We start from the raw sequence: 25,388 nt of genomic DNA, 5'->3' as shown, positions 1-25,388 counted from the left end.
AAAAATAAATCAAAAATATTCAACGAATTAACCCTAAGGCTCATTTTTGAGAGTTTATCAATTTTTACTGAATTGCATAAGCATCAGTGCATTCAATTCCAAAAAACCAGAATAGCTGATATACCTAACAACCAACATCGCTTCTAAGCGTTCTATTCTATCCAGAAGCGATGGGGACGACTAAAACTACCGAGTCTAAAAATGATATTGTCGTAATATCTATTCATAATTAAGTAAATTTGCATGCTTTTATTTCTAAAATAAAAACGGTGATACTGTATTTAACGCAGAACACAGCACTTTTTGGGATTATGATTTCACTTACTCTTGAGTTTTAGGGTACACAGAGCCGCTAAATATTTAGTTGTATATTTTCTATCACTATCCATATAGCTTGGCCTAGCATGCTAAGCAGTAAGCACATAAACGTGAAAATAACCGCACTTTTGGCCAACCAACGAAAATAACTCGAACTAGAACGCATGGCTTCCTTTCACTGTCGCTCAAATGGCGACTCAATTATATTATGATGAACACTATTTTTATTGCTTCTATGGTACTGATAAAACAGGAGTGCGGTAACCGTTAAACCTAATAGCAATTAAAAAAAGGCATTGAATGGGTATTCAATGCCTTACTCTCATGCCAGTATGATTAACCAATAAGGGTGGTGCCGCCCATGTATTTGTGTAGCACATCTGGCACTGTGATGCTGCCATCGGCATTTTGATAGTTTTCTAAAATTGCCACTAAGGTGCGACCCACAGCCAAGCCAGAACCGTTTAAGGTGTGTAGCAACGCAGGTTTATTGTCTTCCGGATTGCGATACCTTGCCTGCATACGACGGGCTTGGAAATCTTTCATGTTTGAACATGATGAAATTTCGCGGTAGGTATTTTGCGCCGGTAACCAGACTTCAAGATCATAAGTTTTGCTGGCGCCAAAGCCCATGTCACCGGTACAGAGCAACATGGTACGGTATGGCAGGCCCAATAGCTGCAGCACCTTTTCGGCGTGTAAGGTGAGTTCTTCTAGGGCTTGCATCGAATCTTCAGGTTTGACGATTTGCACAAGCTCTACTTTCTCAAACTGATGTTGACGAATAAGGCCACGGGTGTCACGGCCGTAAGAGCCCGCTTCACTTCTGAAACATGAGGTTTGCGCCGTGAACTTCAATGGCAAATCACTCACTTCAACGATAGTGTCGCGCACTAAGTTGGTTAATGGCACTTCCGCCGTCGGGATAAGGCTTAAGCCTTGGCCTTCTTCTGTGGCAGGCTTAGTGTGGAACAAGTCTTCGCCAAATTTTGGCAACTGACCTGTGCCTAGCAAGCTGTCTTCGTTAACCAATAAGGGCACATACGTTTCTGTGTAACCGTGCTCTTGGGTGTGTAAATCGAGCATGAATTGGCCTAGCGCACGGTTTAAACGTGCAAGCTGGCCTTTCATCACAATAAAACGTGAGCCAGTAATTTTAACCGCACTTTTAAAATCCAGCCCGCCTAAGGCTTCGCCAAGGTCTAAATGATCTTTAACCGGAAAATCAAAGCTTCTTGGTGTGCCCCAACGGCGCACTTCTAAGTTTTCGGTTTCATCTTTACCGCAAGGCACACTTTCATCTGGCAAGTTTGGCGTGCTCATGGCGATAAGGTTAATCGCGTGTAATAGCTCGGCAAGTTCCGCTTTCTTTGCATCTAACTTGCTGCCTAAGTCGCCCACTTGCGCCATGATGGCACTGACGTCTTCGCCGCGAGATTTGGCCTGACCTATGGATTTAGAAATCGCATTTCGGGATGCTTGCAATTCTTCTGTTTCCACTTGAAGTGACTTGCGGGTCTCTTCCAGTTGGCTCAAATGAGCGGTATCTAAGGCAAAACCACGGCTGGCTAAACGCTCAGCAGTGGCATCCAGTTCAGTACGCAAAAATTTAGGATCTAGCATGTTATATATTCTTTTAAGTTAAACGCGAGAAAAGACCAGTTGCTGACCCAGATACACCATAAAGATACACAGGGAGACATTCAACAACACATTTATCAGTGATTTAAACCAATAACCTTGTTGCATTAACAATAAGGTTTCATTGGAAAAGGTTGAAAAGGTGGTTAATGCGCCTAACAGACCAACGCCAACCAAGGCTTTCAACTCAGGGCTTACGTGACTCACTTGCCCTAGGGCATAAACGATACCCATAAAAAATGAACCTAGTACATTGACCAACAGTGTACCAAAAGGAAAACTGCTTCCAAATAGCTGGATCATAATAATTGACATAAGATAGCGCAAAACCGCGCCAATTGAACCGCCCAGGGCCACAAACAGTAAATTAGTCATAGCGTTTGACCCTGCTATGGCCATCAAGTTGATTTAACTGCGCAAGTTTCTCTTTAATGCGCTTCTCAAACCCCCGCTCCGTGGGTTGATAAAATTGCTGCCCTTCGAGTGATGGCGGTAAGTAGCATTCACCGGCGGCATAAGCGTTTGGCTCATCATGGGCGTAACGATAACCTTCACCCACGGCCAAGGTTTTCATTAATTTTGTCGGGGCATTGCGCAAATGGTTCGGTACCGCTTCATGACCTGTGGCGTGAGCAAGCTCCCTCGCAGCGCTAAAGGCGGTATACACAGCGTTGCTTTTGGGGGCACTGGCAAGATACAACACGGCTTGTGCGATGGCTCGCTCACCTTCTGCTGGACCCACTCGATGAAAACAATCCCAAGCATTTAAGGCCACCGTCATGGCCACAGGATCGGCGTTACCTATGTCCTCAGAGGCAATGGCCAGTAAGCGCCTGGCAACATACAAGGGATCGCCCCCGCCTTCTAAAATACGGCAAAACCAGTACAGGGCTGCATCGGGAGCCGAGCCGCGAATGGATTTATGCACCGCAGAAATTAAATCATAAAATTGATCGCCATTTTTATCATAACCCGCGGCCTTATGGCCCACCACTTGACTTAACATCTCAAGATTAACGGCATCACCATCGGCAACGAGATCGCTCATTAATTCGATTAAATTAAGCGCCTTTCTCGCGTCGCCATCGCTGACATGAGTAAGTTCTGCCATCACCTCAGGGGGAATGATCAGTTGCCGTTTACCTAGCCCCCGCTCTGTGTCTTCAAGGGCTTGAATGATAATTTCGGTTATTTCGGTTTCGGTTAACTTGTGAATTAAATACACACGCGCACGGGATAACAGGGCGTTATTAAGCTCAAATGAGGGGTTTTCAGTGGTTGCGCCCACAAAAATGACAGTGCCATCTTCGATATAAGGTAAGAAGGCATCTTGCTGGCTTTTATTGAAACGGTGGACTTCATCGACAAATAATAAGGTGCGTTGACCACGGCTTTGGGCCACGGCTTTGGCTTGCTCTATCGCGGCGCGAATGTCTTTTACCCCTGAGCTGACTGCTGAAATGCGCTCAACATGGGCATTAGCATAATGGGCAATCAGTTCAGCTAAGGTGGTCTTGCCGGTGCCGGGCGGCCCCCACAACAACATGGAATGGGCGCGATTGGCCTCTAGGGCGACTCGCAACGCCTTACCCTCACCTAACAGGTGCGACTGGCCTATGTATTCACTTAATACCCTTGGGCGCATTCTGGCGGCCAAGGGTCTGAAATCTGGCGAAAAATCGAAGCCTAGATTTGCCAAAATATCACCTTATTTACTTTAAGTACCTTAGTTACCTTGCTTAAGACGCTGATCGTCGATATCGACGTTCTCAGGTAAGGCAAACTTGAACAACTGGATTTCGTCAGACTTCACTTGCCGTTGAGCACTCAAGGCAAAACGGCTTAAATTACCTTGACTGTCGGTGAGATTAAAATCGGTTAATTGTTTACCCTTAAAGCAAACGGATACAGCAACGACATTGGCTTTTAACGTCTTAGGCAGAATGTTGAAACACGAGGTATCTCCTGTCGCGCTTGCCTGTTCGACATGATACAAAGACCAGGTTTCTTCATCCCGGTGCACCAACAAAGCAATGGGCGATGCCTCTACCGCTTGAGACACGTCCATAACCGTGACTTCTTCGGCAAAAGGATTGTAGACCCAAAGATCTGTGCCATCGGCAACGATAAGGGATTCATCGGGCTCGACTAAGTGCCAATAAAACTTACTGGGATAGGCCAAGGCGAAAACGCCCTGACCTTGCTGGATAAGCTTGTTGTTGATGTCTGTCACCTGCTGACTGAAGGCCGCATGCAGGGAGTCAACTTGCGCTAGTTTACCGCGAAGCTTTGCAGCATCATCGGCAACACATGCCGTTGAGGTTAACAGAGCGCTAGCGCCTAGGGCGGTTACGCACAGGGATGATAAAAAGCCTTTAAACATGAGTTATCCTAATCAAAAGAGTTTCTTGGTGGCGGCGGTGCTAGCACTTCACGGTTGCCATTGTGGCCCTGTGAGCTAACGATACCTTGGGACTCCATCATTTCGATGATCCGCGCCGCACGGTTATAACCAATTTTAAATTTACGTTGTACGCTAGAAATGGAGCCACGGCGTGTTTCGGTCACAAAGGCCACGGCTTCATCGTACAGAGCATCATGCTCGTCATCATTCTCGGCGGTTTCGCCCGGCAGCAATACTTGCTCGCCGTCACCGCCACCATTTAAAATTTCATCAATATATTGTGGCTTGCCACGAGCGTGCCAATCGGCGACCACGTTATGCACTTCATGATCGTCAATAAAGGCGCCATGGACACGAATAGGCACGCCAGTGCCTGGCGGTAAATACAACATATCCCCCATGCCAAGCAGGGTTTCCGCACCTTGTTGATCTAAGATGGTGCGAGAATCGATACGCGATGACACTTGGAACGCAATACGGGTTGGTATATTGGCTTTAATCAGACCCGTTATCACGTCCACAGACGGGCGCTGAGTGGCAAGAATTAAGTGAATACCCGCAGCACGCGCTTTCTGGGCGATACGGGCAATCAGCTCTTCCACTTTTTTGCCCACTATCATTATCATGTCGGCAAACTCATCCACCACAACCACGATGGAAGGCAGCTTTTCTAACGCTGGCGCTTGCTCATCCATGCTGTCAGAAGATTTCCACAAGGGATCTTGAATTGGGGCGCCGCGCTCTATAGCTTCTTTAATTTTAATGTTATAGCCTTTCAGGTTACGCACCCCGAGGGCTGACATCAATTTGTAACGCCGCTCCATCTCACCCACACACCAACGCAAGGCGTTCGCCGCCTCTTTCATATCGGTCACCACTTCACATAACAAGTGAGGTATGCCTTCATAGACGGACAATTCAAGCATCTTAGGGTCAATCATGATGAAGCGCACATCATCGGGCCCCGACTTGTACAAGAGACTGGTTATCATGGCGTTGACGCCCACTGATTTACCTGAACCTGTGGTGCCTGCCACCAACAAATGCGGCATCTTGCCCAAGTCAACCACTAGAGGGTCGCCAGCAATGTCTTGGCCTAACACCATAGAGAGGTTAGATTTGCTCTCGCTAAAGGCCGGGCAGTCGAGCACATCGCGCATGTAGACGGTTTCGCGAAATTTATTCGGTAATTCTAGCCCCACATAGGCTTTTCCAGGAATAACCTCCACCACACGAACACTTTCTGCCAGTAAGGATCGCGCCAAATCTTTTGATAAGTTGGTGATTTTAGAGGCTTTAACTCCTGGGGCTAACTCAAGTTCGAAGCGAGTGATCACAGGTCCTGGATACACACCCACCACGTTCGCTATGATATTAAAGTCTGCCAATTTAGTTTCCACCAAACGAGCCACTTGATCTAGCTCATCTTGGCTGATGGGATTCTTTTTGCGATCGGGCACATCAAGCAAGCTAATACTTGGCAGCGGCGTCATAGGTCTGGTTGGCTTTGGCTTATCTTCCCCAGGCAGTATCACTATGCCATCGACAATTTTGGCGGATTCAGTCTTGGTTTTAGTCGCAGCGATGGCTTGCTTGCGTTCAGCCGTTAATGCCCCTTGAGAATTTGTACGGTCAAAATCTATCTCGTTAGCATCAATATGACTCATAGTGTCACTTTCACTATCTATGTCATCATCGCTGTGATGATTAAAAATAATAACTTCGTCGTCATCTGCTTCAACTCTTGAACCGCTGACGCCAACATTGGGGTTATTATGATTTTGCGGCGCAGGCGCTAACTCATCATCTTGATTGGCGACCCAAGGGGCCATAGAGGCAAATGACTTAGGTTCAAGGCCTGACTCAAGCCCTGACTCTGCATCAAGATCCAGTACAGTACTCACCAGTGGCTCTTGCCTCTGCTTGCTTGGGCGCATTTTACGTTTTAGCTTGCCAAAGAATGAGTCATCTTCATCAACTAACGGCTGTTGCTCATCATTTTGGTCTGCTTCTGGTGTGATACTCAGGTCACGCTCTTGGGGTTTACCCGCTTGTTTTGCCGTATCTTTATCATCGGCGGCAAATTTAATCTCGTCGAACTCATGGGCCTCACGGCTTTGACGAAACTTTTCCACTAATGACATAAAGCCGCGGGTGTCTTCAGTCTCACTGCTGGGGGATAGGTAGCCTGGTAGGGTTTTTATCTTGTTATACAGCCAAATGGTGCCTAGGCCTGTCAGTTCAATCACGGTCAACATGCTCACACCGGTTGCTAAGGTGAAACCTGCAGCGATGAAGCACAATAATAATAAGGTGGTGCCTATGGTATTAAAATAAGGCAACATGGCTTGGCCAATCACATCCCCCGCCACGCCGCCGGCAGAAAACACATACATATCATCGGCATTCATGCTAACCAGCGCCGCCAATGACAATATCATCAACATAAAGCCGATGATCCTAAGTCCTACTGAAAAGAAGTCTATTTCCAGTAATTTATGAGCGCGATTAAAGATAAACCAGCCGGTGGCGGCGATAATCAATGGAATAAGGTAGGCGATAAAGCCAAAGAAATAATACAGCACGTCGGCAATCCATGCACCGACTGTGCCTGTGAGGTTGGCAACTTGGCCCTGGTATTGAGATTGACTCCAACCGGGATCGTTAGGATCAAAACTGCCCAGTGCCAACAGAATATAGGTGGCCATCATGCAAGATAAGATTAAGCCACCTTCCAATAGCCGTTGAATACCACTGAGTGTGGTTATATTTTTTCCCTGAGACACACGAATACATCCATAGCAAAGTGAAAGAGGTCAGTATAAAAGATGAAGTCCGACTGACCGAATGAAGTATGATTATGCCTTGAGTTTATCCCAAGCTCAATCTATTGTTGGCCGCGAGTCTTACTCTGAGATAAACAAGAATAAACTGGCTTAAAATCAATCCATTCCAAGATGATTTAGGCCAATGCGAGTACTTTGTTTAACCTCTTCCATCACCACGTAAGTGCGGGTATCTGACACTGAAGGTAACTTCATTAAGGTTTCCCCTAATAGGCGCCGATAGGCTGACATATCTGACACCCGTGTTTTAAGCAAATAATCAAAATCCCCTGACACCAAATAACACTCTTGGATATCATCGAGTAATTGCACCGCGCGGTTAAATCTGTCAAATAAATCAGGGACATCTCGATTAAGGGTTATTTCAACAAAAACCAGCAAGGATGCACCGAGAAAATTAGGGTTGACCAGCGCGGTATAACCCTTAATGAAGCCTTGTTTCTCTAAACGCTTAACCCGCTCTAGGCAAGGGGTTGGGCTTAGACCGACACGTTTTGATAGCTCAACATTAGACACCCTGCCGTCGAGCTGTAATTCATTGAGGATATTGCGATCGATACGGTCGAGATCTTTTTGCGGATTATTTTTCATACTCACAATATTTTTCACCACTTATAAATCTAAAAACAATATTATTTGCTGTTTCAACTGGAACTTCAGCAGCATAAACTGCTTGAGTGATACTATACTAGTTATACCTGAATGAACATCTCAGGCACCTTAATAATAACAATTTATGCCCACCTATTATGGTGGGTTTTATGTAAATCGAGGCTCAAAAAATGATTATTGGCGTTCCAAGTGAAATCAAAAATCACGAATATCGTGTAGGTATGGTCCCATCGAGTGTTCGTGAATTGACCATCAAGGGTCATCAAGTGTTTGTCCAGTCAGATGCGGGTGTAGGCATTGGCATGACAAACCAAGACTATATAGATGCAGGCGCCTCCATTTTAGATACGGCAGCAGAAGTGTTTGCTAAAGCCGATATGATAGTCAAAGTGAAGGAGCCACAGGCAATTGAACGCGCCATGCTCCGTGAAGACCAAATTCTATTCACTTACCTGCATTTAGCGCCAGATTTACCCCAGACACAAGAGTTAATTAAAAGCGGCGCTGTGTGTATCGCTTATGAAACTGTGACTGACGACCGCGGTGGTCTACCTTTGCTTGCCCCTATGTCAGAAGTCGCTGGTCGCATGTCAATTCAAGCCGGCGCACGCGCCCTTGAGAAATCCTTAGGTGGACGTGGCATGTTACTGGGCGGTGTCCCTGGTGTTGAACCTGCTAAAGTCGTTATTCTAGGCGGCGGTATGGTCGGCACAAACGCGGCGCAAATGGCTGTGGGCATGGGTGCTGACGTAGTAGTGTTAGATCGCAGCATAGATGCACTTCGCCGTTTGAACGTGCAATTTGGCTCATCAGTCAAAGCCATCTACTCCACTGCCGATGCTATTGAGCGTCACGTGTTAGAAGCCGATCTTGTGATTGGCGGCGTGTTAGTCCCAGGAGCTGCTGCACCTAAGCTCATCACTCGCAGCATGGTTTCTCGCATGAAGCCGGGTAGCGCCATCGTTGACGTCGCTATTGACCAAGGCGGCTGTGTTGAAACATCCCATGCAACCACTCACCAAGATCCGACTTACATCGTTGATGACGTAGTGCACTACTGCGTGGCCAACATGCCAGGTGCGGTTGCTCGCACTTCGACCTTCGCTCTAAACAATGCCACCTTGCCCTTTATTATTAGACTGGCAAACCTTGGCTACAAAGAGGCCCTGCTTCAAGATAAGCACTTACTCAATGGCTTAAATGTCATGCACGGTAAGCTTGTATGTAAAGAAGTGGCTGAAGCCTTAGCACTCGAATTCACTTGCCCTAAGAGCTTACTGGTTTAAGTCAGTGTTAACCCCCTAGTCAGTCAAGATAGGGTAAACAATAACAATGCCGTTCATCATGAACGGCATTTTTGTATGCAGCATTTCAGTAAATAGAGTCAACAGTAAGATGCGGTCAAACTAAAGTAAGCCATAACCTGCTTGTTCAAATAGCAAATTTAAAAACTCCCGCTTAGGCATAGGTCGATAAAAATAGTAACCTTGCACCATATCAATTTGATTACCACTGATAATCGCCAACTGTTCTTTGGTCTCCACCCCTTCGGCTGTGACGGTTAAATCCAAAGAGCGGCTCAGACTGGCAATGGCTTCAACGATGGCGATATGCCTGTGACCATCCGTGAGTTTTTGCACAAATGCCTTATCAATTTTAATCTGATCCACAGGGAAATTGACCAGATAGGAAAGCGAGGAATAACCGGTACCAAAATCATCCACAGACACTTTAATGCCACGTTTACGCAAAGTTTGCAGCAAGTTGGCTATATTTGTGTGCTGCTGCATCATCAATGACTCAGTGATCTCGAGTGTCAGCATATGGTAAGGAAAATAGTCTAAGCCTAATTCTCGTACCGTATCATCGAATGAAGCCAAAAATCTGGCTTGCAATTCAGGAGACCAGAATTCCATGGTGGACACATTGACAGATAAGTCCACAGACAGTTGATTCTGGCTAAATAAATCTATGGTTTTAAAGGCCTCTTTTCGCACCCATTCGCCAAGTTGCACGATAAATCCGGTTTGCTCGGCCACGGGAATAAATTCATCAGGAGAAATAAATTCCCCTTCATGGTGCCAACGCAATAATACTTCAGCCCTGTGAATAGTGGCGGTGCGGATATTCACTATGGGTTGATAATAAAGCTCAAATTCATTATTTTCGAGCCCCGCTTTTATGTGAGTGTGAATGTAAGCGGTGCGTTCTGCCTTGAGCTGCATTTGTTGATCGAAAAACTGGAAACCATTGCGGCCTTTTTCTTTGGCACTGTACATGGCTTGGCTAGCACAATTGAGTAGCGCGCTGACGCTGTTAGAATCTGCAGGGTAGCGAGCAATACCTATGCTTACCGTGGTATACAGCACTTGTTGATCAATAACGAAACGTTCGCTGATTAACTGATTGATACTCTGGGCTAACTCACTGAGTTCTTCGGCATTAAGCTTATTGGGCAGCAAGAGTGCAAATTCATCACCGTTTAACCGTGCTAACAAGGCCTTACTTGGACAGGCTTGAGATAGTCTATCAGCTACCGCGATTAACAACGCATCCCCATTATCATGGCCCAAGGTATCGTTTATCTGCTTAAAATTATCTAAATCTATCTGCAATAAACTAAAAGCTGGCAATGTCTGATTGTCTTCCTGCTTGCCATGGATATACTTTTTTATTTTTTCAAGTAGATGCTTGCGATTGCTCAGTCCTGTGAGTGCATCATTGTTAGCCTGATATTGAATAAGATGATTGGCTTTTTTACTGTCACTCACATCCATCATGATCCAGGCAAAACAGTTTTGCAGACCAAACACATCTCGGTATGGGGTTACCGATAGCGCCAGATAAATAAAACGGCCGTCTTCTCGCTCACAGCAGAGCTCGCCATCCCAAGCTAAGTTGTGACTCAAATTGTCCAATAAAGATTGCAATGTCACCGAGGGGGATGCGGCAAAAAACTTGTGAGGCTCAAAAACTCGGCTGGTGTCTTGCTCGACTAAATGCAATTTGGTTTGTGGATTCAGTTCTTCTCCCTCTATGATCCCATTAAACATTCTGTTTGAGAACAACATAGAGCCAGAGCCATTGGTGATCAATAGCGCCATCGGCAGATGATTAAAAATCATATGGGTGAGTTTTTGAAGATGGGTGCTCTTGTTGCGCTCGATGGCAAGACTTGCTAAACGGGCAGCTTGTTCGATTAACACAAGATCTTCAGCTCTTGGAGATTTGACCTCATCATAATACATGGCGAAGGTGCCCAGCACTTCCCCAAGGCTGTCAAAAATGGGTTCAGACCAGCAGGCTTTGAGTCCAAATCCCAGGGCAAGGTCCTTGTAATGAGCCCAATAGTGATGATGTTCAATATCATCAACAATCACACGCTCACGCAGGTAGGCCGCGGTGCCACAAGAACCTACCGCAGGGCCAATTTCCACACCATCAATGGCATCGTTGTACGCTTTGGGCAGATTAGGCGCCGCCCCTTTAAGCAGGCGTTTTCCATCATTGCTGAGTAATAACACCGAGGCTTTAGTGCCTGAGTTTTGCGCTTCAATTAATAATACTAATGCAGTGAGAACCTCGTGTAATGGAGCGCCAGCAAGCACCAGCGACAAAATATTGCTGTAGCCTTCTATATCGGGTTTACGACTTGAGCATTTCAATGCGGCTTCCTCTCCACTGCAATAACTGACCATTTTCAGTTGTTAAATAGACCTTTGTTAGTCTTGCTCACTGGCAACACTAACTGGTTTATCGTGACCCTCACTGGGTGTACAGAGCTCGTAACGCATTCAAGTATAATGCTTAATCCTCATAAATGGAGCTGTAGCGTTAAATATAGCCATATCACACTTAATCGCCACTCGCCTTTGAATGCAGACAAGTGGTTAACGCAAGGGATATTTATTCGCTCACTCGCTGCATTTTGGCTAAATAGAAGCCATCAAAGCCCGAATCGGCCACTGTGATGTTTTCATCCATTAACAGCACAAATTGTGGGTTTTCCGCTAGGAACGCGTCTACTTGTAAACGGTTTTCTGCCGGCATGATGGAACAAGTGGCATAAACCAATATGCCATCAACTTTTACCATCCGGCTGTAGCTTTGTAAAATCTGCTTCTGCAACGCCATTAAAATCGGCAAACGCTCTGGGGTATCACGCCATTTGGCATCCGGGTTTCGTTTGAGTACCCCAAGACCGGAACAAGGCACATCCAGCAGCACTCTGTCAGCGGTAAGTTTCATCCGCTTGATGGTCTTACTGCTGGCGATAATACGAGTTTCAACATTGTGGGCCCCAGCGCGGCGTGCCCGAATTTTTAGGTTATCCAGTTTCCACTGCTCGACATCCATAGCAAGTAAGCGCCCTTTTCCTTGCATTTGCGCCGCTATGTGTAAGGTTTTTCCGCCAGCGCCCGCACAGGCATCGACGACCCGCATACCAGGTTTGGCATCAAGGGCGGCTGCAACTAATTGTGAGCCCGCATCTTGCTGCTCAAACCAGCCTGCTTTGAAGGTTTCGGTTCTGAAAAGCGCCGAATCAGAGATAACTTCTAAGGCACTGTCGACGCCTTCAACCTCTATGGCTTCAACCGCCTCTTTCGCTAAGCGCTCAATCAGCTGCGCTTTAGTGCATTTAAGCTCATTGACCCGAATAAAGCGCTTAGGGGCTAGGGATAACGCGGCGCGCTCTAGAGGCCAAGCATCACCTAGCTGCTCGGAGCCCAATTCATCCAGCCATTGAGGGCAACCATCCCACAGTGGAGCCTGGGTTTTAGCGTGGGCCAGACGCGTTTCAAAATCTTCCAAATTCACTTGCAGGGCGTACTGCATGTTGGGTAATTCAAGGCCATGAAAGATATGCCAAGCATTGAGTAATTTAGAGCCTAAGCGCTCAAACTCTTCTGGCTGAATATCGGCTAAATAGCAGTACAGGTTTAATTTACGTAAAATATCGCCGACAACTTGGGTCACCCTTGCCTGCTCTGAAGGTGGCAGGGTTAGGCCGGAGAAATGCTGAGAATAGGCGCGATCCAGCGGCTTATGTTGGCTAAGCACCATGGAAAGAATATTGATAACAAGTTCGGATGAACTGCCAGATAGTGGGTAAGTCAGCATGGGGATACTCAATTAGGTTAAGTCAGAAAAAACGAAAGGATCATAGGAGGTAAGTATTGTCATAGCAAGTATTCATTTCCTATGCGTTGAGCTTATCCATTATCACAGGACAAGGCTCAGCCTCTGATGAAAAAGGCACATCTTTCGACATGCCTTTTTGTTATGCACATTGCTGTAGCGTTAATTCACGCTGCGATTCTTAATACGTCTAATCCTCAGACAGCTCTTTCTCTAGCTGTTTAGCCACAGTGTCGGGCGAATTAGTGTGACGGGCAAACAAGTTATAGGCCACAGGGATCACTACTAAGGTGAAGAATGTTGCCAACAGAATGCCGCTTATCACCACCACACCGATAACAAAACGTGTCTCTGCGCCCGCGCCACTGGCCATCACTAACGGAATAGCACCTGCCGCCGTGGTGATGCCCGTCATCAATATAGGTCTTAATCGCTGACTTGATGCTTGTAAAATAGCCTGTTGAAACTCAAGTCCACGGTCGCGCAATTGATTGGCAAATTCAACGATTAAAATGCCATTCTTTGCAGCAAGCCCCACTAACATTATGATGCCAATTTGACTGTAAATGTTAAGGCTTTGCCCTGTGAGCCACAGTCCCAACAATGCACCTAAGGTGGCCAAGGGCACAGTCAGCATGATGACCATAGGATGAATATAACTTTCAAACTGGGCCGCAAGCACCAAGAAAACGATCCCAAGTGCCAACACGAACACAAAATTCATCGAGCTACCTGAGCTTTGATAATCAAGGGAAGGCCCTTTATAGCTAATGACGGCCTCGGCTGGAAGATAAGCTGCGGCTATGCCATTAAGATAATCCAGTGCTTCCCCTAAGCTGTAGCCGTCCGCTAAGTTGGCTTCCAAGGTAATGGCTCGCATGCGGTTATAACGGTTTAATGAGCTCGCATCGGCAAACTCTTCCACTGTGACCAAATTCGATAATGGAATTAACACATCACTTCTGTCTGAGCGGACATGTATGTTACTCAGATCCCCTGCGGTATTGTGCTTATCGCGATCGCCTTCAATAACCACATCATACTCTTCACCATCACGCATGAAGGTGGTCACTAAGCGAGAACCTAACATGGACTCTAGCGTACGGCCAATGTGGGAAATGGAAACTCCAAGCGCTGCTGCCCTGTCCCTGTCTATGATGACCCTAAGCTGCGGTTTGGTTTCTTGATAATCATGATCTAGGCCCACCAAGTTTGGATTTTCCTTGGCTTTTTCAAGCATGGTGTCGCGCCACTGAGCAAGCTCTGGGTAACTTGGACCGCCCAATACAAATTGCACGGGTTTCCCTACCCCACGGCCAAAGGCTTGACGCATTATAGGGAAAGCACGAATGCCGGCTAAATCTTCTAAGCGGCTACGAATATCATTGATAATCACCCCAGCCGGCCTGCGACTACTCCAATCTTCAAGCACGATTATTGCCATGCCGTTGGAGAAGTCTGCGGCGCGGCCAAACCCACGCGGAGCACGAATAAGCAAACGCTTAATATCGCCACTGGCCACTAGTGGCATTAGGCGCCCTTCCACTTCATCCATGTATTTTTCTATGTATTCAAAGCTCGCGCCTTGAGGGCCATTCACCATTAAGAACATCGAACCTCTGTCTTCTTGAGGGGCAAATTCCTGCGGCACTTGTTTAAGCAAGAAGGCGCTCAACCCAAAGGCGGTGATAATGATCAGCGACACCAGAAACGGGCGTTTAAATGCCTGGGTTAAGGTACGCTCGTAAGCTTGACTTAAGCGCGTCATGCCCTTGTCCACTTGACGCACCAACCAAGGGTCTTCCCCAGCAGGCTTTAATAACTTAGAGCACATCATAGGGGTTAACGTCAGTGCCACTATGCTGGAAAACATCACTGCCGCACTCATGGTGACAGCAAATTCTTTAAATAATTTACCGATATCACCTTCAAGGAAGGTGATTGGCATAAATACAGCCACCAGCACTAAAGTCGTGGCAACCACGGCAAAGGCCACTTCTCTTGCGCCCAAGAACGCCGCTTTTAAAGGCGAATCTCCCTGTTCGATGCGGCGATGAATATTCTCCAGCATCACAATGGCATCATCCACCACCATGCCTATGGCTAAGATCATGGCCAATAGTGTCAACAAATTAATGGTGTAACCTAAGGCATACAGCACAATAAAAGTAGCAAGTAATGACACGGGTACGGTAATGGCGGGGATAAGCATGGCCCGCACGCTACCCAAAAACAGATAAATGACTATGATAACGAGAATTATTGCCAAGAATAGGGTTTGGTACACTTCATCGATAGAGGCTTCGATAAATACCGAGCTATCATAAGAGCGCTTGATTTCCATGCCCGCTGGCAATGTTGGGTTTATCTCATCAACAAGCTCATTCGCCGCTCTGGCAACATCTAAGGTATTCGCGGTAGATTGCTTGGTGATCCCTATCCCTATCATGGATTCTTTATTACCCCGAAAGATAATGCGCTCTTCTTCTGAGCCGATCTCTACCTTGGCCACATCCCCTAGGCGCACCAGGTAGCCGTCATCCCCATGGGCAATGACCAAGTTGGCAAAATCGGTTTCGGTTCTAAAGCTGCGCTCTACCCTTAAGGTAAAGTGACGCTCTTTTGATTCGATAGAGCCCGCTGGCAACTCGACGTTTTCTGAACGCAATGCGGCTTCCACGTCTGCAACGGTCAAATTACGTGAGGCTAAGGCTTCTCTGTCGACCCAAATGCGCATGGCGTATACTTTACCGCCGCCCACATGGATTTGCGCTACGCCATCGATAACCGAAAATCGGTCAACTAAGTAGCGGCTAGCGTAATCGGTAAGCTCTAAGGTGGACATCTGATCGGACACCAGATTAAGCCACATAATGACTTCGTCGCCGCCATTGGCCTTATAGATAGCAGGCGTGTCAGCCTCATCGGGCAATCTGTCTAATAACCCAGAGATTCGGTCGCGCACGTCGTTGGCTGCGGCTTCAATATCGCGGGTAATTTCAAATTCCAATGTCACAGAGGAGCGGCCATCGCTGCTGGATGAACTCACATGACGTATACCTTCTACGCCACTTAACCTGTCTTCGATAAGCTGGGTGATGCGGCTCTCGACCACTGAGGCACTGGCGCCGCGATAGCTGGTTTCTATGGACACTATGGGCGGATCGATATTGGGATACTCCCTTAACGGCAATTTATCGAATGCCACTAACCCAAGTACGATAAGTAAAATACTGATGACAGAGGCAAACACCGGCCGCTTTACAGATAAGTCGGTAAGGATCATAGCAGAGTATCCTCTGTGCTTTGGATGGCGAACTTAAATCTCTCTTGCAATTCTACCTGCACTTCATCCCCAGGGCGCACTTTTAAGATACCACGAATGATCACAGCTTGGTCGAGCTCGACTCCCTCGACAATCTCCACCCAACCTCGGGTGCGTGTTCCTAAGGTGACTTGTTGACGCACCACCTTGTTATCAGCATCTAAGGTGTAAATATAATGGGATGACTGGATAGGAATGATGGCTGATTCTGGCAATAATAAGGCTTCGCGGCTTTGTTTAATCAGTTTCACCTTCATTAACATACCAGGTAACAGGGCAAAATCCGTATTCGGAATGATAGCGCGAACCGTCAAGGCGCGCGTGGTGGGATTCACTCTGCTATCGATAGAGGTAACCTTGCCATTAAATAGTCTTCCGGGAAAAGCAACCGCCTTGGCTTCAACTTGTTTGCCCACTTGAATTTCATTGATAAAACGCTCAGGTACGGAAAAATCTAATTTGATTTGGCTCACATCATCTAAGGTGGTGATTTGCTGTCCTGGGGTTACAAGGCTACCAACACTGACTTGAATTAAGCCAAGGCGGCCTGAAAATGGCGCTGTGATTGCTCTGTCACCTAAGGCAGAACCCGCTTGAGCCAATTCGGCTTTAGTAGTGTCAATCAGGGTTTGCAATCTGTCTTGTTCATTTTCAGCAATGGTCTTATTGCTCACTAGGCTGCGGATCCTGGCAAACTCCCTCTGATGCTCCGCAAGCTTGACCTCGGCAACCCTGACTTTGGCCAACTGCTCAGTATTTTGCAATTGCACCAATAAGTCGCCCTTCTGTACATTCTGGCCGTCACGAATATTAACACTAGAAATCAACTCTGAGATTTTGGCTGTGATAGTCACAGAATCAAATGCCTTACTTGTGCCTATGGCTTCCACTTCATCACGCACGGTTTGCATGGCTGCTTTGGCCACCACCACATTGGCTAAAGGACGGGGTTTAGTGGCGGTAATTTCAGGACTTAGGCTGGCTTGATAACCAAACCAAGCCAATGCCAATAGGGCAATCAGGAGAAATATTTTTTTCATTATGACCTCGTACCCCAGCCATAAGCTGGATACACATCTACTGTAAGTTTACGCTAGTTTACTTAGCCAAACACTTGAGGCATAGGGGTTTTACTTTTACTTACAAAATAACAAATGCTTACATTTAATAAAAACGCCCAATAAAAAAGAGACCCTAAGATCTCTTCTGAAATAGCTGGCAATCAAATCACCCGCAGAACCTGCTGATTAAAGACTTAACGTACTTTACGATCCGTTTGCATCAGATCAGCAAAACTCTTGAATACTTGAGCCATGACTTCATCATCAACAGGCTCACCAGCCACGTCTTTCAGATAGATGTTAGTCTTATTAGTATCATCGCTGGCCGTTAACACCACTCGGTAGTTGCCTTTATCAAGCGCTAGGCTTTCATCGCCCCAGAGCGAGCTCCAGAAACCGCCACTTTCTTCTAGATTGACATAATACAGACCTTTGTTCATGTCCATATCCAGTACGTCAAACCCAAGCTCAGGTAACACGATACGCAATCTGTCCCACACTTGCTTAAACTTTCCATCGGCTAACCAGTACGCGCCTTCTTTACCCTGCGCAGCGATAAGCTGAAGGTCGATGCCGCGGCTTTGGCGTAAACGGTTTTCTTTGAGTAACTGCTCACGCTTAGCACTCATGTAAGCTACGCTGCTGTTCAGTCTGTCGATGGTGTAGCGGCGTTTATCTTCACCACTGAGCAACACGCCTTGGTTTTCACCGTTATAATGTTCTTCATGCTCAATCAGATTGATGGTGACATCAGCAGTGCGGCCATGGGGCTTAATGGCGATATCATAGCGATAACGCTGGCGTAACTGGTACACCTTATCGGCACTCCACCAATTAGACTCGATAACTTCTTCACTGGTTATCCAATCGGTTTCAATAAAGCCTTCATTGGTATTTTCAACCAAGACAGTAATGCCTGAGTCAATCAGTGAACCGCGAATGGTGTCAAAGATCTCTTGCTGCAGATCCATGCTGTTATCGATAGACTCAATAACCACGCGGATATTGTCACTATTCTCTTCAACTCGAGTGCCTTCTGCCATAGGCAAGACTTGCAGTGGCGCACGGATATCAAGTTTTTTACCCACAATAGCCGTATTTGCCTTAGTGCCTACAGGAGGGATTTCATACTCTTTAGTGTATGGCGGTGTAGTTAGGCTAGCTGGAATGTTAAGTCCAGGCGTCACTTCTGCATTAATGTATTCATCTGTGCCATTCACTTGACGGCGATCGATAGGTGAACTGCAGGCTGCTGAGACTGCCGCAACCAAAAGTATTGGGGTAATTTGTTTTAATTTTTCTTTTACTAACATGAATAATTAGACCTTAAGCTGTGCTTGCTTCATTGTTTCTAACAACAGACCATGAAACTGCTCTGAAAGTTCAGTTAAAGGCAAACGAATATAAGCATTAGTAATCAATCCTAGTTGATGACTCGCCCATTTTACAGGGATAGGATTGGCTTCACAAAAAAGAGAACCATACAGGCCTCTGAGGGTGTCGTCATGGATCTTGGCAAGCTCTGCATTACCACTTAAGGCAGCATCGCACATGACTTTAAATGCTTTGGGCACTATATTATTAGCGACAGAAATGACCCCATCACCACCCAGCAGTAAAAAGTCTTTGGCGCTGGCATCATCACCACTGTAAAGTAAAAAATCATCGCCGCATAATGCACGCAGTTTTGCCACGCGAGACACGTCACCGGTCGCCTCTTTTACCCCGATAATATTGCTGACCTTAGCAAGCTCAGCGATAACCTCTGGCTGCATATCAAGGCAAGTGCGACCCGGCACATTGTAAAGAATTTGCGCTATGTCTGTGCTATTAGCAATCGCAGTGTAATGAGCGATTATGCCTTTAGGCGATGGTTTATTGTAATAAGGGGTTACACCAAGCATGGCATCGACGCCCGTTTTGGCGAGCTTTTGAGTGAGCTCAACACCATGGGCCGTTGCATTAGCGCCATTGCCAGCAATAACAGCAATACGGCCTGCGGCAAAAGACACCACTTGTTCTACAACCGCTATGTGTTCTGACTGAGCCAGGGTCGACGATTCGCCAGTGGTGCCTACGGCAACAATGGCATCTGTGCCCTGATTTATATGAAACTCAACTAGCCTCTCAAGGCTAGCATTATCTACTGAGCCATCACGGTTCATTGGCGTGATTAAGGCTACGATACTTCCTTTTAACATCTGACTTCCCCAGAATTTCAGGATTCGCTATGTTACTTAGGCCTACCGCTAATGACAAGCCTTAACAGGGATCTCAAATTGAAATACTTATGTTAACATTAGCCTTATTGCGCAACACGCCCTTAAGTGATGCATTTTTAACCTAAAAAGGACACTGCATGACCCACTACTTGGTTGTAACCGCCATGGGCGCCGATCGCCCTGGACTCGTCAGCCGTTTAGCTCGCCTAGCAAGTGATTGTGAATGTGATATTGTCGATAGTCGCATGGCTATCTTTGGCAATGAATTCACCCTTATCATGATGATTTCAGGCGCCTGGAGTGCAATCACTAAGATTGAGAGTGTATTACCGAATCTCAGTGTAGAACTTGAGCTAATGACGATAATGAAGCGCACCTCTAAACACACACCTAAAAATTATGTTTCTCGTATTGAAGTGAGTTTCAATGGCGAAGATCAGCGCGGCACCATGCAAAAAATCACCGAGTTTTTGGCAGCACAATCACTGGATCTTGCCGCCGTCCGCTCTCACGCCGATGGCAGTGCCAACAGCCTGACTCAATCTGTGTACCTTGCGATTAACATCCCAGAACAAATTGATTTACAACAACTTGAACACAGCATTCATTCATTAGCTGCAAGCCTGTCACTAGAGTGCAGCATTAAGCGCATGCAAGGCATCGCAACCCCTTAGGAGAGCCAATGAACACATTACAAACCGGTCAATCTGCACCCGCATTCGAACTCAACAACCAAGATGGACAGCCAGTAGCATTAACGGCCTTATTAGCTCACGGGCCTGTTTTAGTGTACTTCTACCCTAAAGCCTCAACCCCAGGCTGCACGGTACAAGCACAAGGATTACGTGACAGTTTTGAAGCACTTGACGCCATGAAGGTCAGCGTGGTGGGAATAAGTCCAGATCCTGTTGCAAGGCTTAAAAAGTTTCATGATAAGCAAGAGCTTAACTTTGACTTACTCAGTGATGAAGATCACGCCATCGCCGATGCCTTTGGCGTATGGGGTGAAAAAAAATTTATGGGAAAAATTTATGATGGCATTCACAGATTAAGTTTTCTTATTGGCACAGATGGCAAAGTCGTTAAACTGTTCGATAAGTTTAAAACCAAAGATCATCATCAAGTGGTGCTCGATCATTTGTCGTAATTCAGTGAAGATACTGGATTAATTATTACCAATGCGCGCAAATAAAAAAGGCTTAACCTTAGGGTTAAGCCTTTTTTGTATTGATTGACTCTAGCGCCCCCTAAAGCTGATGCGCAAAAATCAAAGCGATACACTCATGCATGGTTAGGTTTTAGGTTTATCCGTCTCTTCAACTACAGCATCAATTGGCTCAGCTGCAGTTGTATCAATGATAGTGTCATCATTAGACGTTAGCGCCTCTGCTTCAGCTTGCTCAGCTATGGCTTGCTGCTGTTTATAGGCTTCTTCCTCTGCGAGTTGCTGGGCTTCGACGCGAGCTTGCTCTTTAGCAATTGCTCTTTGCTCAGCTTCTTCTGCTTCTTTTACTTTACGGGCTTCTGCAGCGGCTTTAGCCTCAATTTCAGCTTGCACTTTCGCCGCACGATCGGCTTCTTCCGCTAACGCTTTTTGCACTAGGGCTTGCTCTTGGGCATCGATAGGTAGCAGACTGATAAGTTCAATACCCACAGGGAAGTCAAAGGGTTCAGTACCTGAAACAATTTTCACCTTGGCATCTTTGGTTAGATACAAGAGCGGCATTGCCGTATCACCGTAGCGCTGACGGAAATGTTCGAAGGTGAAACTCTCTGTGATGTTAGTCACTTTCAGCACGGCGCCTTTGGCCATCAAACTGGCTATCTTGGCATAAGACACTGCCTCACCAAATAAGCACAAACGCTTTAAATAATTTTCCGATAATTGATGGCGAGCACTAACGCCTTCAGCATTGTTGAGGCCATAGACTTTCTCGGTACCAAATAAATCCTGGAAATGGAAACTCACCAAAGGATTTAATTGACGATATGGCGACATCACCAGCACACGGCCAATACCACTTAAGTCAAGATAGGTGGTGGCATGTTCTGATGCTGGATTACCAAAATACACAGGAATATTGTCCATACGCGCTTGGCGAATGTTATCCCAGTTATTATCGGCTAATACGACTTTTATTTGCTTAGTCTGCAGTAAACTTGCAAGCTCACGGGCAAACTTGGACGCACCAAAGATAAGTAAACCTTGAGATGAACCCGCCTTCACACCGAGAAATTTAGCCCAGCGTCCCGCAGTCAAACTCTGGATCACCACAGTGCCTATGATGATTAAGAACACCAGCGGCACGATAGTGCTGGCACCTTCAACCCCAAGGCTTTCAAGTTTAATCGCAAATAAAGATGAAATAGCTGCTGCAACAATACCGCGCGGAGCCATCCAACTTAAAAACCACTTGTCTGCCGAGGTTAATGAAGTCCCAAGGCCCGAAATCCATATACTCAATGGTCTGGCGATTACCATGACCACAACCAAGACGCCTAAGCCGCCCCAACCAAGATCTAACATGGCACTGGAATCTAGGCGCGCAGCAAGCAAAATAAAGAGCGCTGAAATGAGTAATACTGTTAGGGTTTCTTTAAACTCTAAGATTTCAGCTATGTCTACTCCGCGCATGTTGGCAAGCCAAATACCCATCACAGTCACAGTCAGTAAGCCTGATTCCTCCTGAATGATGTTTGAGCCGACAAATACCCCAAGCATAATGGTCAGCACAGCCGTGTTGCGCAAATAATGCGGGAACACGTTACTGCGAAGCGCCACACCGATAAAGTAACCCGCCAGCGCACCCAAGCCTAAACCGAGCAATAACGTCAGTCCCAGCGCATTAAGCACGTGGGTGGTAGGATCTGCGGTTACTGCGATATATTCATAGACCAATACCGCAAGTAACGCCCCTATGGGGTCAATCACTATGCCTTCCCAACGAAGAATACTGGACAAGTTAGACTTTGGCTGCACCGAGCGCAACATAGGCACGATCACAGTCGGACCTGTTACCACCACAAGAGCACCGAAAAGTAGTGCCAAAGACCACTCTAAACCCAATATGTAATGGGCTGCGGGAGCAATACAGGCCCAAGTGATTAGCGCACCTATGGTGACTAGGTTGGTCACCATACGGCCATGATCTTTAATTTCTTTAAAATTAAGTGTGAGTGCACCTTCAAAAAGAATGACGGCAACACCCAAAGAAATAATTGGGAAAAGCAAATCGCCGAAAATTTCATCGGGATCGAGAATACCTAGCCCAGGGCCAAGTAATAAACCACACAGTAACAAGGGCAAAATGGCAGGTAATCGTAATTTCCAACCAAGCCATTGACAGAGTAAAGACAGCACACCAATTCCAGCAAGCATGCCTGTGATGTGTTCAACCATAGGTAATTTCCTTTCTATAACGCTACAAGCCGTTAGGCTTAAGGTTGCTACAGCGCATGTTCAAAACGCCGTAATATGCCACGTTTAGCGTGGCGAATTTTTTGACCGTGTTTTTGTTATTTATCTTAATGAACCAGGTTTTTTCTCCCTCTTAAGCTGTTCGGCTTAGCTTGTCCATAAACACGGGACAGTCATATAAGTTCATTCGCTGTTTTTATGGCATAAGTCGGCCGTTTGTTTCTTTATTAACATGCCGTGTCCCCAATAAACTCAGGCTCATAAAATACTAAAATCCACTTAGGATCAAGCATTTTTTTGAGTAATATCACAGAAATCAATATAATCAAAACTCAAGCTAACACACTGTAATTGTTTACTTAAATTCTTTTATTAACTTGGATTGCTAGCAGAAGTCATTTTCTGTTTAGTCAAAAAACCATCAAAGCACTGAGCTAGTTTAGGCTATAGCGCGCAAGTATTATACCAATCACAATAATTATCTGAACAATGAGAGTCGCTCAAGCTTTTCAATTTTAGGCGTATTAATGCAATAAGGGGATTCCCTTTCAAAAACGCGACACAAGAGTGCAACCCAGAAGTGGATGGCGTGACTATTACCTATGGGGTATTAGCAAGATAGAATTAACTATGTGGAATTAGCTATCGGACAAATAAAACTCGCGCTTAGGCAGCGACGATTTGTTTGGCTCTGCTCAGAGGATGCAATCTATCGTGCATGACCTTAATAGTATCAAATTGGCCGAGGGACTTGTTATCTGACAATTGGCAGGCAGCAGATAAGTTCATTACTAATACTGATTGCAGACCCACTTCGACGACCAGAACAAGCATGGACTGCTGATTGTTTTTTAACTGGAAAACCTTACCCAAATCGAAATACACACATTCATCGCTCACATCAAAAAACCAAGATTTTGGCATCTGAGGCTTAAGTAGAAAATGCGCTGCGGTGGCATTAAGTGCTGTCTGTACTATCATCGCATCTGAAAGTGTTAATAATTGAGGTAAACGTTCGAGCATGCGAATATAAAACTTAGCGTGTTCAACACTAAATTTCATTCCTTTTAAAGCATCTGGGATCAGCATTTTTGTTTTATATGCAGTCAGAAATGACATTTGAGTATCTAAAGATAGCGCCAATTGGCCGTATTCTTCATTAAACTCCCAGCGCCAGTCCTTGGTTGGCATTAATAACATAGCCCGCACCTAAATAATAACAACACTTGAATATAATAGATGATATTTCGCGCAATATCAAAAAAAGATTAAATATTGTTATTTAGGATCAATCTCTTAGATAGATCGCGCGATCAAAATTTTGATCGCACTCATAAATAAGATCTAACGCTCATTCAAGATCACTTATTTCATCTTAACGGCATTGACAATTTCTTTAATTATTTTGGGCCCTTGATAGATAAAGCCTGAATATATCTGCACTAAATTAGCGCCAGCATCAAATTTATCTAGTGCATCTTGCGCGCTATTAATACCACCCACACCTATGATCGGGATCTTTTTATTTAAGAAACTGGCCAATTGCTTTATTACCATAGTGGAAGCTGCTGTTAACGGCGCACCACTTAAGCCACCCATTTCAGTGCCATGAGTCATTCCCTCTACGCCATCGCGGCTCAAAGTGGTATTCGTGGCTATGACGGCATCGAATTGATTGCTGATTAAGCTCATGGCTATGCTCTCAATTTCATCTGCCGTTAAATCTGGTGCAATTTTTAGCGCAACCGGCACATAGCGATGATATTTTTCAGCGAGTTCTGCCTGCTTAGCTTTAATTGATGCCAGCAATTCATCCAGTAATGCCCCATATTGCATAGTTCGAAGACCTGGGGTATTAGGCGATGAAATATTAACCGTGATATAGGCTGCATAAGGGTACACTTTGTCCATGCAAATTAAATAATCATCCTTACCCTGCTCTACCGGCGTGTCTTTATTTTTACCTATATTAACCCCGACCAAAATATCGGTTTTCTTAGCTTGTAAATTTCTAACCAGATTATCCACGCCTTTATTATTAAATCCCATTCGATTAATAATGGCTTTCGCCTTAGTTAACCGAAATAATCTAGGTTTATCATTTCCTGCCTGTGGCTTAGGCGTGACTGTACCCACTTCCACAAAACCAAAACCCATGGCGTGAAATGCATCTATCGCTTCACCGTCTTTATCTAGGCCCGCAGCCAAACCCACGGGATTGGGAAATGTAATTCCCATGCAGTTAACAGGGCTTGACTGTAGCGCCTGGCTGTAACCGCAAGCCAAGGGAGAATTGGCGGTAAATTTCAAACTTTTAATTGCAAGATCATGAGCTTGCTCTGCATCCATTTGAAACATAAATTTTTGTGCTAACGAGTACAACATCGAATTTCCTCAGGCTA

The 25,388-nt window shown here is 45.8% G+C and carries 18 protein-coding genes; 3 read left to right on the top strand and 15 right to left on the bottom strand.

Annotated features, from left to right (window positions below; genetic code table 11):
* Positions 1–654: 654 nt before the first annotated feature.
* The 6 genes from serS to lrp form a co-directional block, all read right to left on the bottom strand.
* Positions 655–1,941: a serine--tRNA ligase gene (gene serS / locus SDEN_RS09110; RefSeq protein WP_011496188.1), complete on the bottom strand. Its 1,287-nt coding sequence runs from the start codon at positions 1,939–1,941 to the stop codon at positions 655–657.
* 18 nt (positions 1,942–1,959) lie between these two features.
* Positions 1,960–2,334, bottom strand: a complete 375-nt coding sequence (gene crcB, locus SDEN_RS09105) for a fluoride efflux transporter CrcB (protein WP_011496187.1) — start codon at positions 2,332–2,334, stop codon at positions 1,960–1,962.
* Complete coding sequence (locus tag SDEN_RS09100) at positions 2,327–3,604, bottom strand: replication-associated recombination protein A (protein ID WP_408640239.1); 1,278 nt, start codon at positions 3,602–3,604, stop codon at positions 2,327–2,329. The genes crcB and SDEN_RS09100 overlap by 8 nt, the downstream gene beginning before the upstream one ends.
* Positions 3,605–3,685: 81 nt before the next feature.
* Positions 3,686–4,342, bottom strand: a complete 657-nt coding sequence (gene lolA, locus SDEN_RS09095) for an outer membrane lipoprotein chaperone LolA (RefSeq protein ID WP_011496185.1) — start codon at positions 4,340–4,342, stop codon at positions 3,686–3,688.
* Between the two features lie 8 nt (positions 4,343–4,350).
* Positions 4,351–7,149, bottom strand: coding sequence for a DNA translocase FtsK (locus tag SDEN_RS09090; RefSeq protein ID WP_011496184.1), 2,799 nt, complete (start codon positions 7,147–7,149; stop codon positions 4,351–4,353).
* A gap of 156 nt (positions 7,150–7,305) precedes the next feature.
* Positions 7,306–7,800, bottom strand: coding sequence for a leucine-responsive transcriptional regulator Lrp (lrp, locus tag SDEN_RS09085; protein WP_086022127.1), 495 nt, complete (start codon positions 7,798–7,800; stop codon positions 7,306–7,308).
* Between the two features lie 191 nt (positions 7,801–7,991).
* Here lrp and ald point away from each other — a divergent pair, with 191 nt between their 5' ends.
* Complete coding sequence (ald, locus tag SDEN_RS09080; RefSeq protein WP_011496182.1) at positions 7,992–9,107, top strand: alanine dehydrogenase; 1,116 nt, start codon at positions 7,992–7,994, stop codon at positions 9,105–9,107.
* Positions 9,108–9,227: 120 nt separating this feature from the next.
* Here the strand turns inward: ald and SDEN_RS09075 are convergent, their stop codons facing one another.
* From SDEN_RS09075 to dapA, 6 genes are all read right to left on the bottom strand, one after another.
* The gene (locus tag SDEN_RS09075) at positions 9,228–11,486 is read right to left on the bottom strand and encodes a putative bifunctional diguanylate cyclase/phosphodiesterase (RefSeq protein ID WP_041406184.1); all 2,259 of its coding nucleotides are present in this window, start codon (positions 11,484–11,486) and stop codon (positions 9,228–9,230) included.
* Positions 11,487–11,727: 241 nt separating this feature from the next.
* Positions 11,728–12,942 (bottom strand): RsmB/NOP family class I SAM-dependent RNA methyltransferase, encoded by a 1,215-nt coding sequence (locus SDEN_RS09070; protein ID WP_011496180.1) that lies wholly within the window; start codon positions 12,940–12,942, stop codon positions 11,728–11,730.
* Positions 12,943–13,150: 208 nt separating this feature from the next.
* Complete coding sequence (locus SDEN_RS09065; protein WP_011496179.1) at positions 13,151–16,246, bottom strand: efflux RND transporter permease subunit; 3,096 nt, start codon at positions 16,244–16,246, stop codon at positions 13,151–13,153.
* Positions 16,243–17,325: an efflux RND transporter periplasmic adaptor subunit gene (locus tag SDEN_RS09060; RefSeq protein WP_011496178.1), complete on the bottom strand. Its 1,083-nt coding sequence runs from the start codon at positions 17,323–17,325 to the stop codon at positions 16,243–16,245. Before SDEN_RS09060 ends, SDEN_RS09065 begins: the two co-directional genes overlap by 4 nt.
* 215 nt (positions 17,326–17,540) lie before the next feature.
* Complete coding sequence (gene bamC, locus SDEN_RS09055) at positions 17,541–18,659, bottom strand: outer membrane protein assembly factor BamC (protein ID WP_011496177.1); 1,119 nt, start codon at positions 18,657–18,659, stop codon at positions 17,541–17,543.
* Between the two features lie 6 nt (positions 18,660–18,665).
* On the bottom strand, positions 18,666–19,547 hold the full coding sequence (gene dapA, locus SDEN_RS09050) for a 4-hydroxy-tetrahydrodipicolinate synthase (protein WP_011496176.1): 882 nt from the start codon (positions 19,545–19,547) through the stop codon (positions 18,666–18,668).
* A gap of 158 nt (positions 19,548–19,705) precedes the next feature.
* Here dapA and SDEN_RS09045 point away from each other — a divergent pair, with 158 nt between their 5' ends.
* Both SDEN_RS09045 and bcp read left to right on the top strand, forming a co-directional pair.
* On the top strand, positions 19,706–20,242 hold the full coding sequence (locus tag SDEN_RS09045) for a glycine cleavage system protein R (protein ID WP_011496175.1): 537 nt from the start codon (positions 19,706–19,708) through the stop codon (positions 20,240–20,242).
* An 8-nt stretch (positions 20,243–20,250) separates the two neighbouring features.
* A complete protein-coding gene (gene bcp / locus SDEN_RS09040; RefSeq protein WP_011496174.1) occupies positions 20,251–20,715 on the top strand; it encodes a thioredoxin-dependent thiol peroxidase in 465 nt (154 codons plus the stop codon).
* A 144-nt stretch (positions 20,716–20,859) separates the two neighbouring features.
* Here the strand turns inward: bcp and SDEN_RS09035 are convergent, their stop codons facing one another.
* The 3 genes from SDEN_RS09035 to pyrD all read right to left on the bottom strand — a co-directional run bounded on the left by SDEN_RS09035 (position 20,860) and on the right by pyrD (position 25,371).
* Entirely contained in the window at positions 20,860–22,968 is a 2,109-nt protein-coding gene (locus tag SDEN_RS09035; protein ID WP_011496173.1) for a sodium:proton antiporter, read from the bottom strand.
* A 684-nt stretch (positions 22,969–23,652) separates the two neighbouring features.
* Positions 23,653–24,186 (bottom strand): cell division protein ZapC, encoded by a 534-nt coding sequence (locus SDEN_RS09030; protein WP_011496172.1) that lies wholly within the window; start codon positions 24,184–24,186, stop codon positions 23,653–23,655.
* A gap of 165 nt (positions 24,187–24,351) precedes the next feature.
* Positions 24,352–25,371, bottom strand: a complete 1,020-nt coding sequence (gene pyrD / locus SDEN_RS09025; protein WP_011496171.1) for a quinone-dependent dihydroorotate dehydrogenase — start codon at positions 25,369–25,371, stop codon at positions 24,352–24,354.
* Between the last annotated feature and the right edge of the window lie 17 nt (positions 25,372–25,388).

The organism is Shewanella denitrificans OS217 (genome assembly GCF_000013765.1).
GTDB classification, from domain to species: Bacteria; Pseudomonadota; Gammaproteobacteria; order Enterobacterales; family Shewanellaceae; genus Shewanella; species Shewanella denitrificans.
The sequence above is the reverse complement of the archived record's forward strand: the minus strand, read 5'-3'. Positions and strand labels throughout refer to the sequence as shown.

Bases quoted from the DNA above. Each gene is read 5' to 3' on its own strand.
- serS (WP_011496188.1), bottom strand. From the start codon at position 1,941: ATGCTAGATCCTAAATTTTTGCGTACTGAACTGGATGCCACTGCTGAG.
- bcp (WP_011496174.1), top strand. From the start codon at position 20,251: ATGAACACATTACAAACCGGTCAATCTGCACCCGCATTCGAACTCAAC.
- pyrD (WP_011496171.1), bottom strand. From the start codon at position 25,371: ATGTTGTACTCGTTAGCACAAAAATTTATGTTTCAAATGGATGCAGAG.
- dapA (WP_011496176.1), bottom strand. From the start codon at position 19,547: ATGTTAAAAGGAAGTATCGTAGCCTTAATCACGCCAATGAACCGTGAT.
- SDEN_RS09045 (WP_011496175.1), top strand. From the start codon at position 19,706: ATGACCCACTACTTGGTTGTAACCGCCATGGGCGCCGATCGCCCTGGA.
- bamC (WP_011496177.1), bottom strand. From the start codon at position 18,659: ATGTTAGTAAAAGAAAAATTAAAACAAATTACCCCAATACTTTTGGTT.
- ald (WP_011496182.1), top strand. From the start codon at position 7,992: ATGATTATTGGCGTTCCAAGTGAAATCAAAAATCACGAATATCGTGTA.
- lolA (WP_011496185.1), bottom strand. From the start codon at position 4,342: ATGTTTAAAGGCTTTTTATCATCCCTGTGCGTAACCGCCCTAGGCGCT.
- lrp (WP_086022127.1), bottom strand. From the start codon at position 7,800: ATGAAAAATAATCCGCAAAAAGATCTCGACCGTATCGATCGCAATATC.
- SDEN_RS09070 (WP_011496180.1), bottom strand. From the start codon at position 12,942: ATGCTGACTTACCCACTATCTGGCAGTTCATCCGAACTTGTTATCAAT.
- SDEN_RS09100 (WP_408640239.1), bottom strand. From the start codon at position 3,604: ATGCGCCCAAGGGTATTAAGTGAATACATAGGCCAGTCGCACCTGTTA.
- SDEN_RS09030 (WP_011496172.1), bottom strand. From the start codon at position 24,186: ATGTTATTAATGCCAACCAAGGACTGGCGCTGGGAGTTTAATGAAGAA.
- SDEN_RS09065 (WP_011496179.1), bottom strand. From the start codon at position 16,246: ATGATCCTTACCGACTTATCTGTAAAGCGGCCGGTGTTTGCCTCTGTC.
- SDEN_RS09035 (WP_011496173.1), bottom strand. From the start codon at position 22,968: ATGGTTGAACACATCACAGGCATGCTTGCTGGAATTGGTGTGCTGTCT.
- SDEN_RS09060 (WP_011496178.1), bottom strand. From the start codon at position 17,325: ATGAAAAAAATATTTCTCCTGATTGCCCTATTGGCATTGGCTTGGTTT.
- crcB (WP_011496187.1), bottom strand. From the start codon at position 2,334: ATGACTAATTTACTGTTTGTGGCCCTGGGCGGTTCAATTGGCGCGGTT.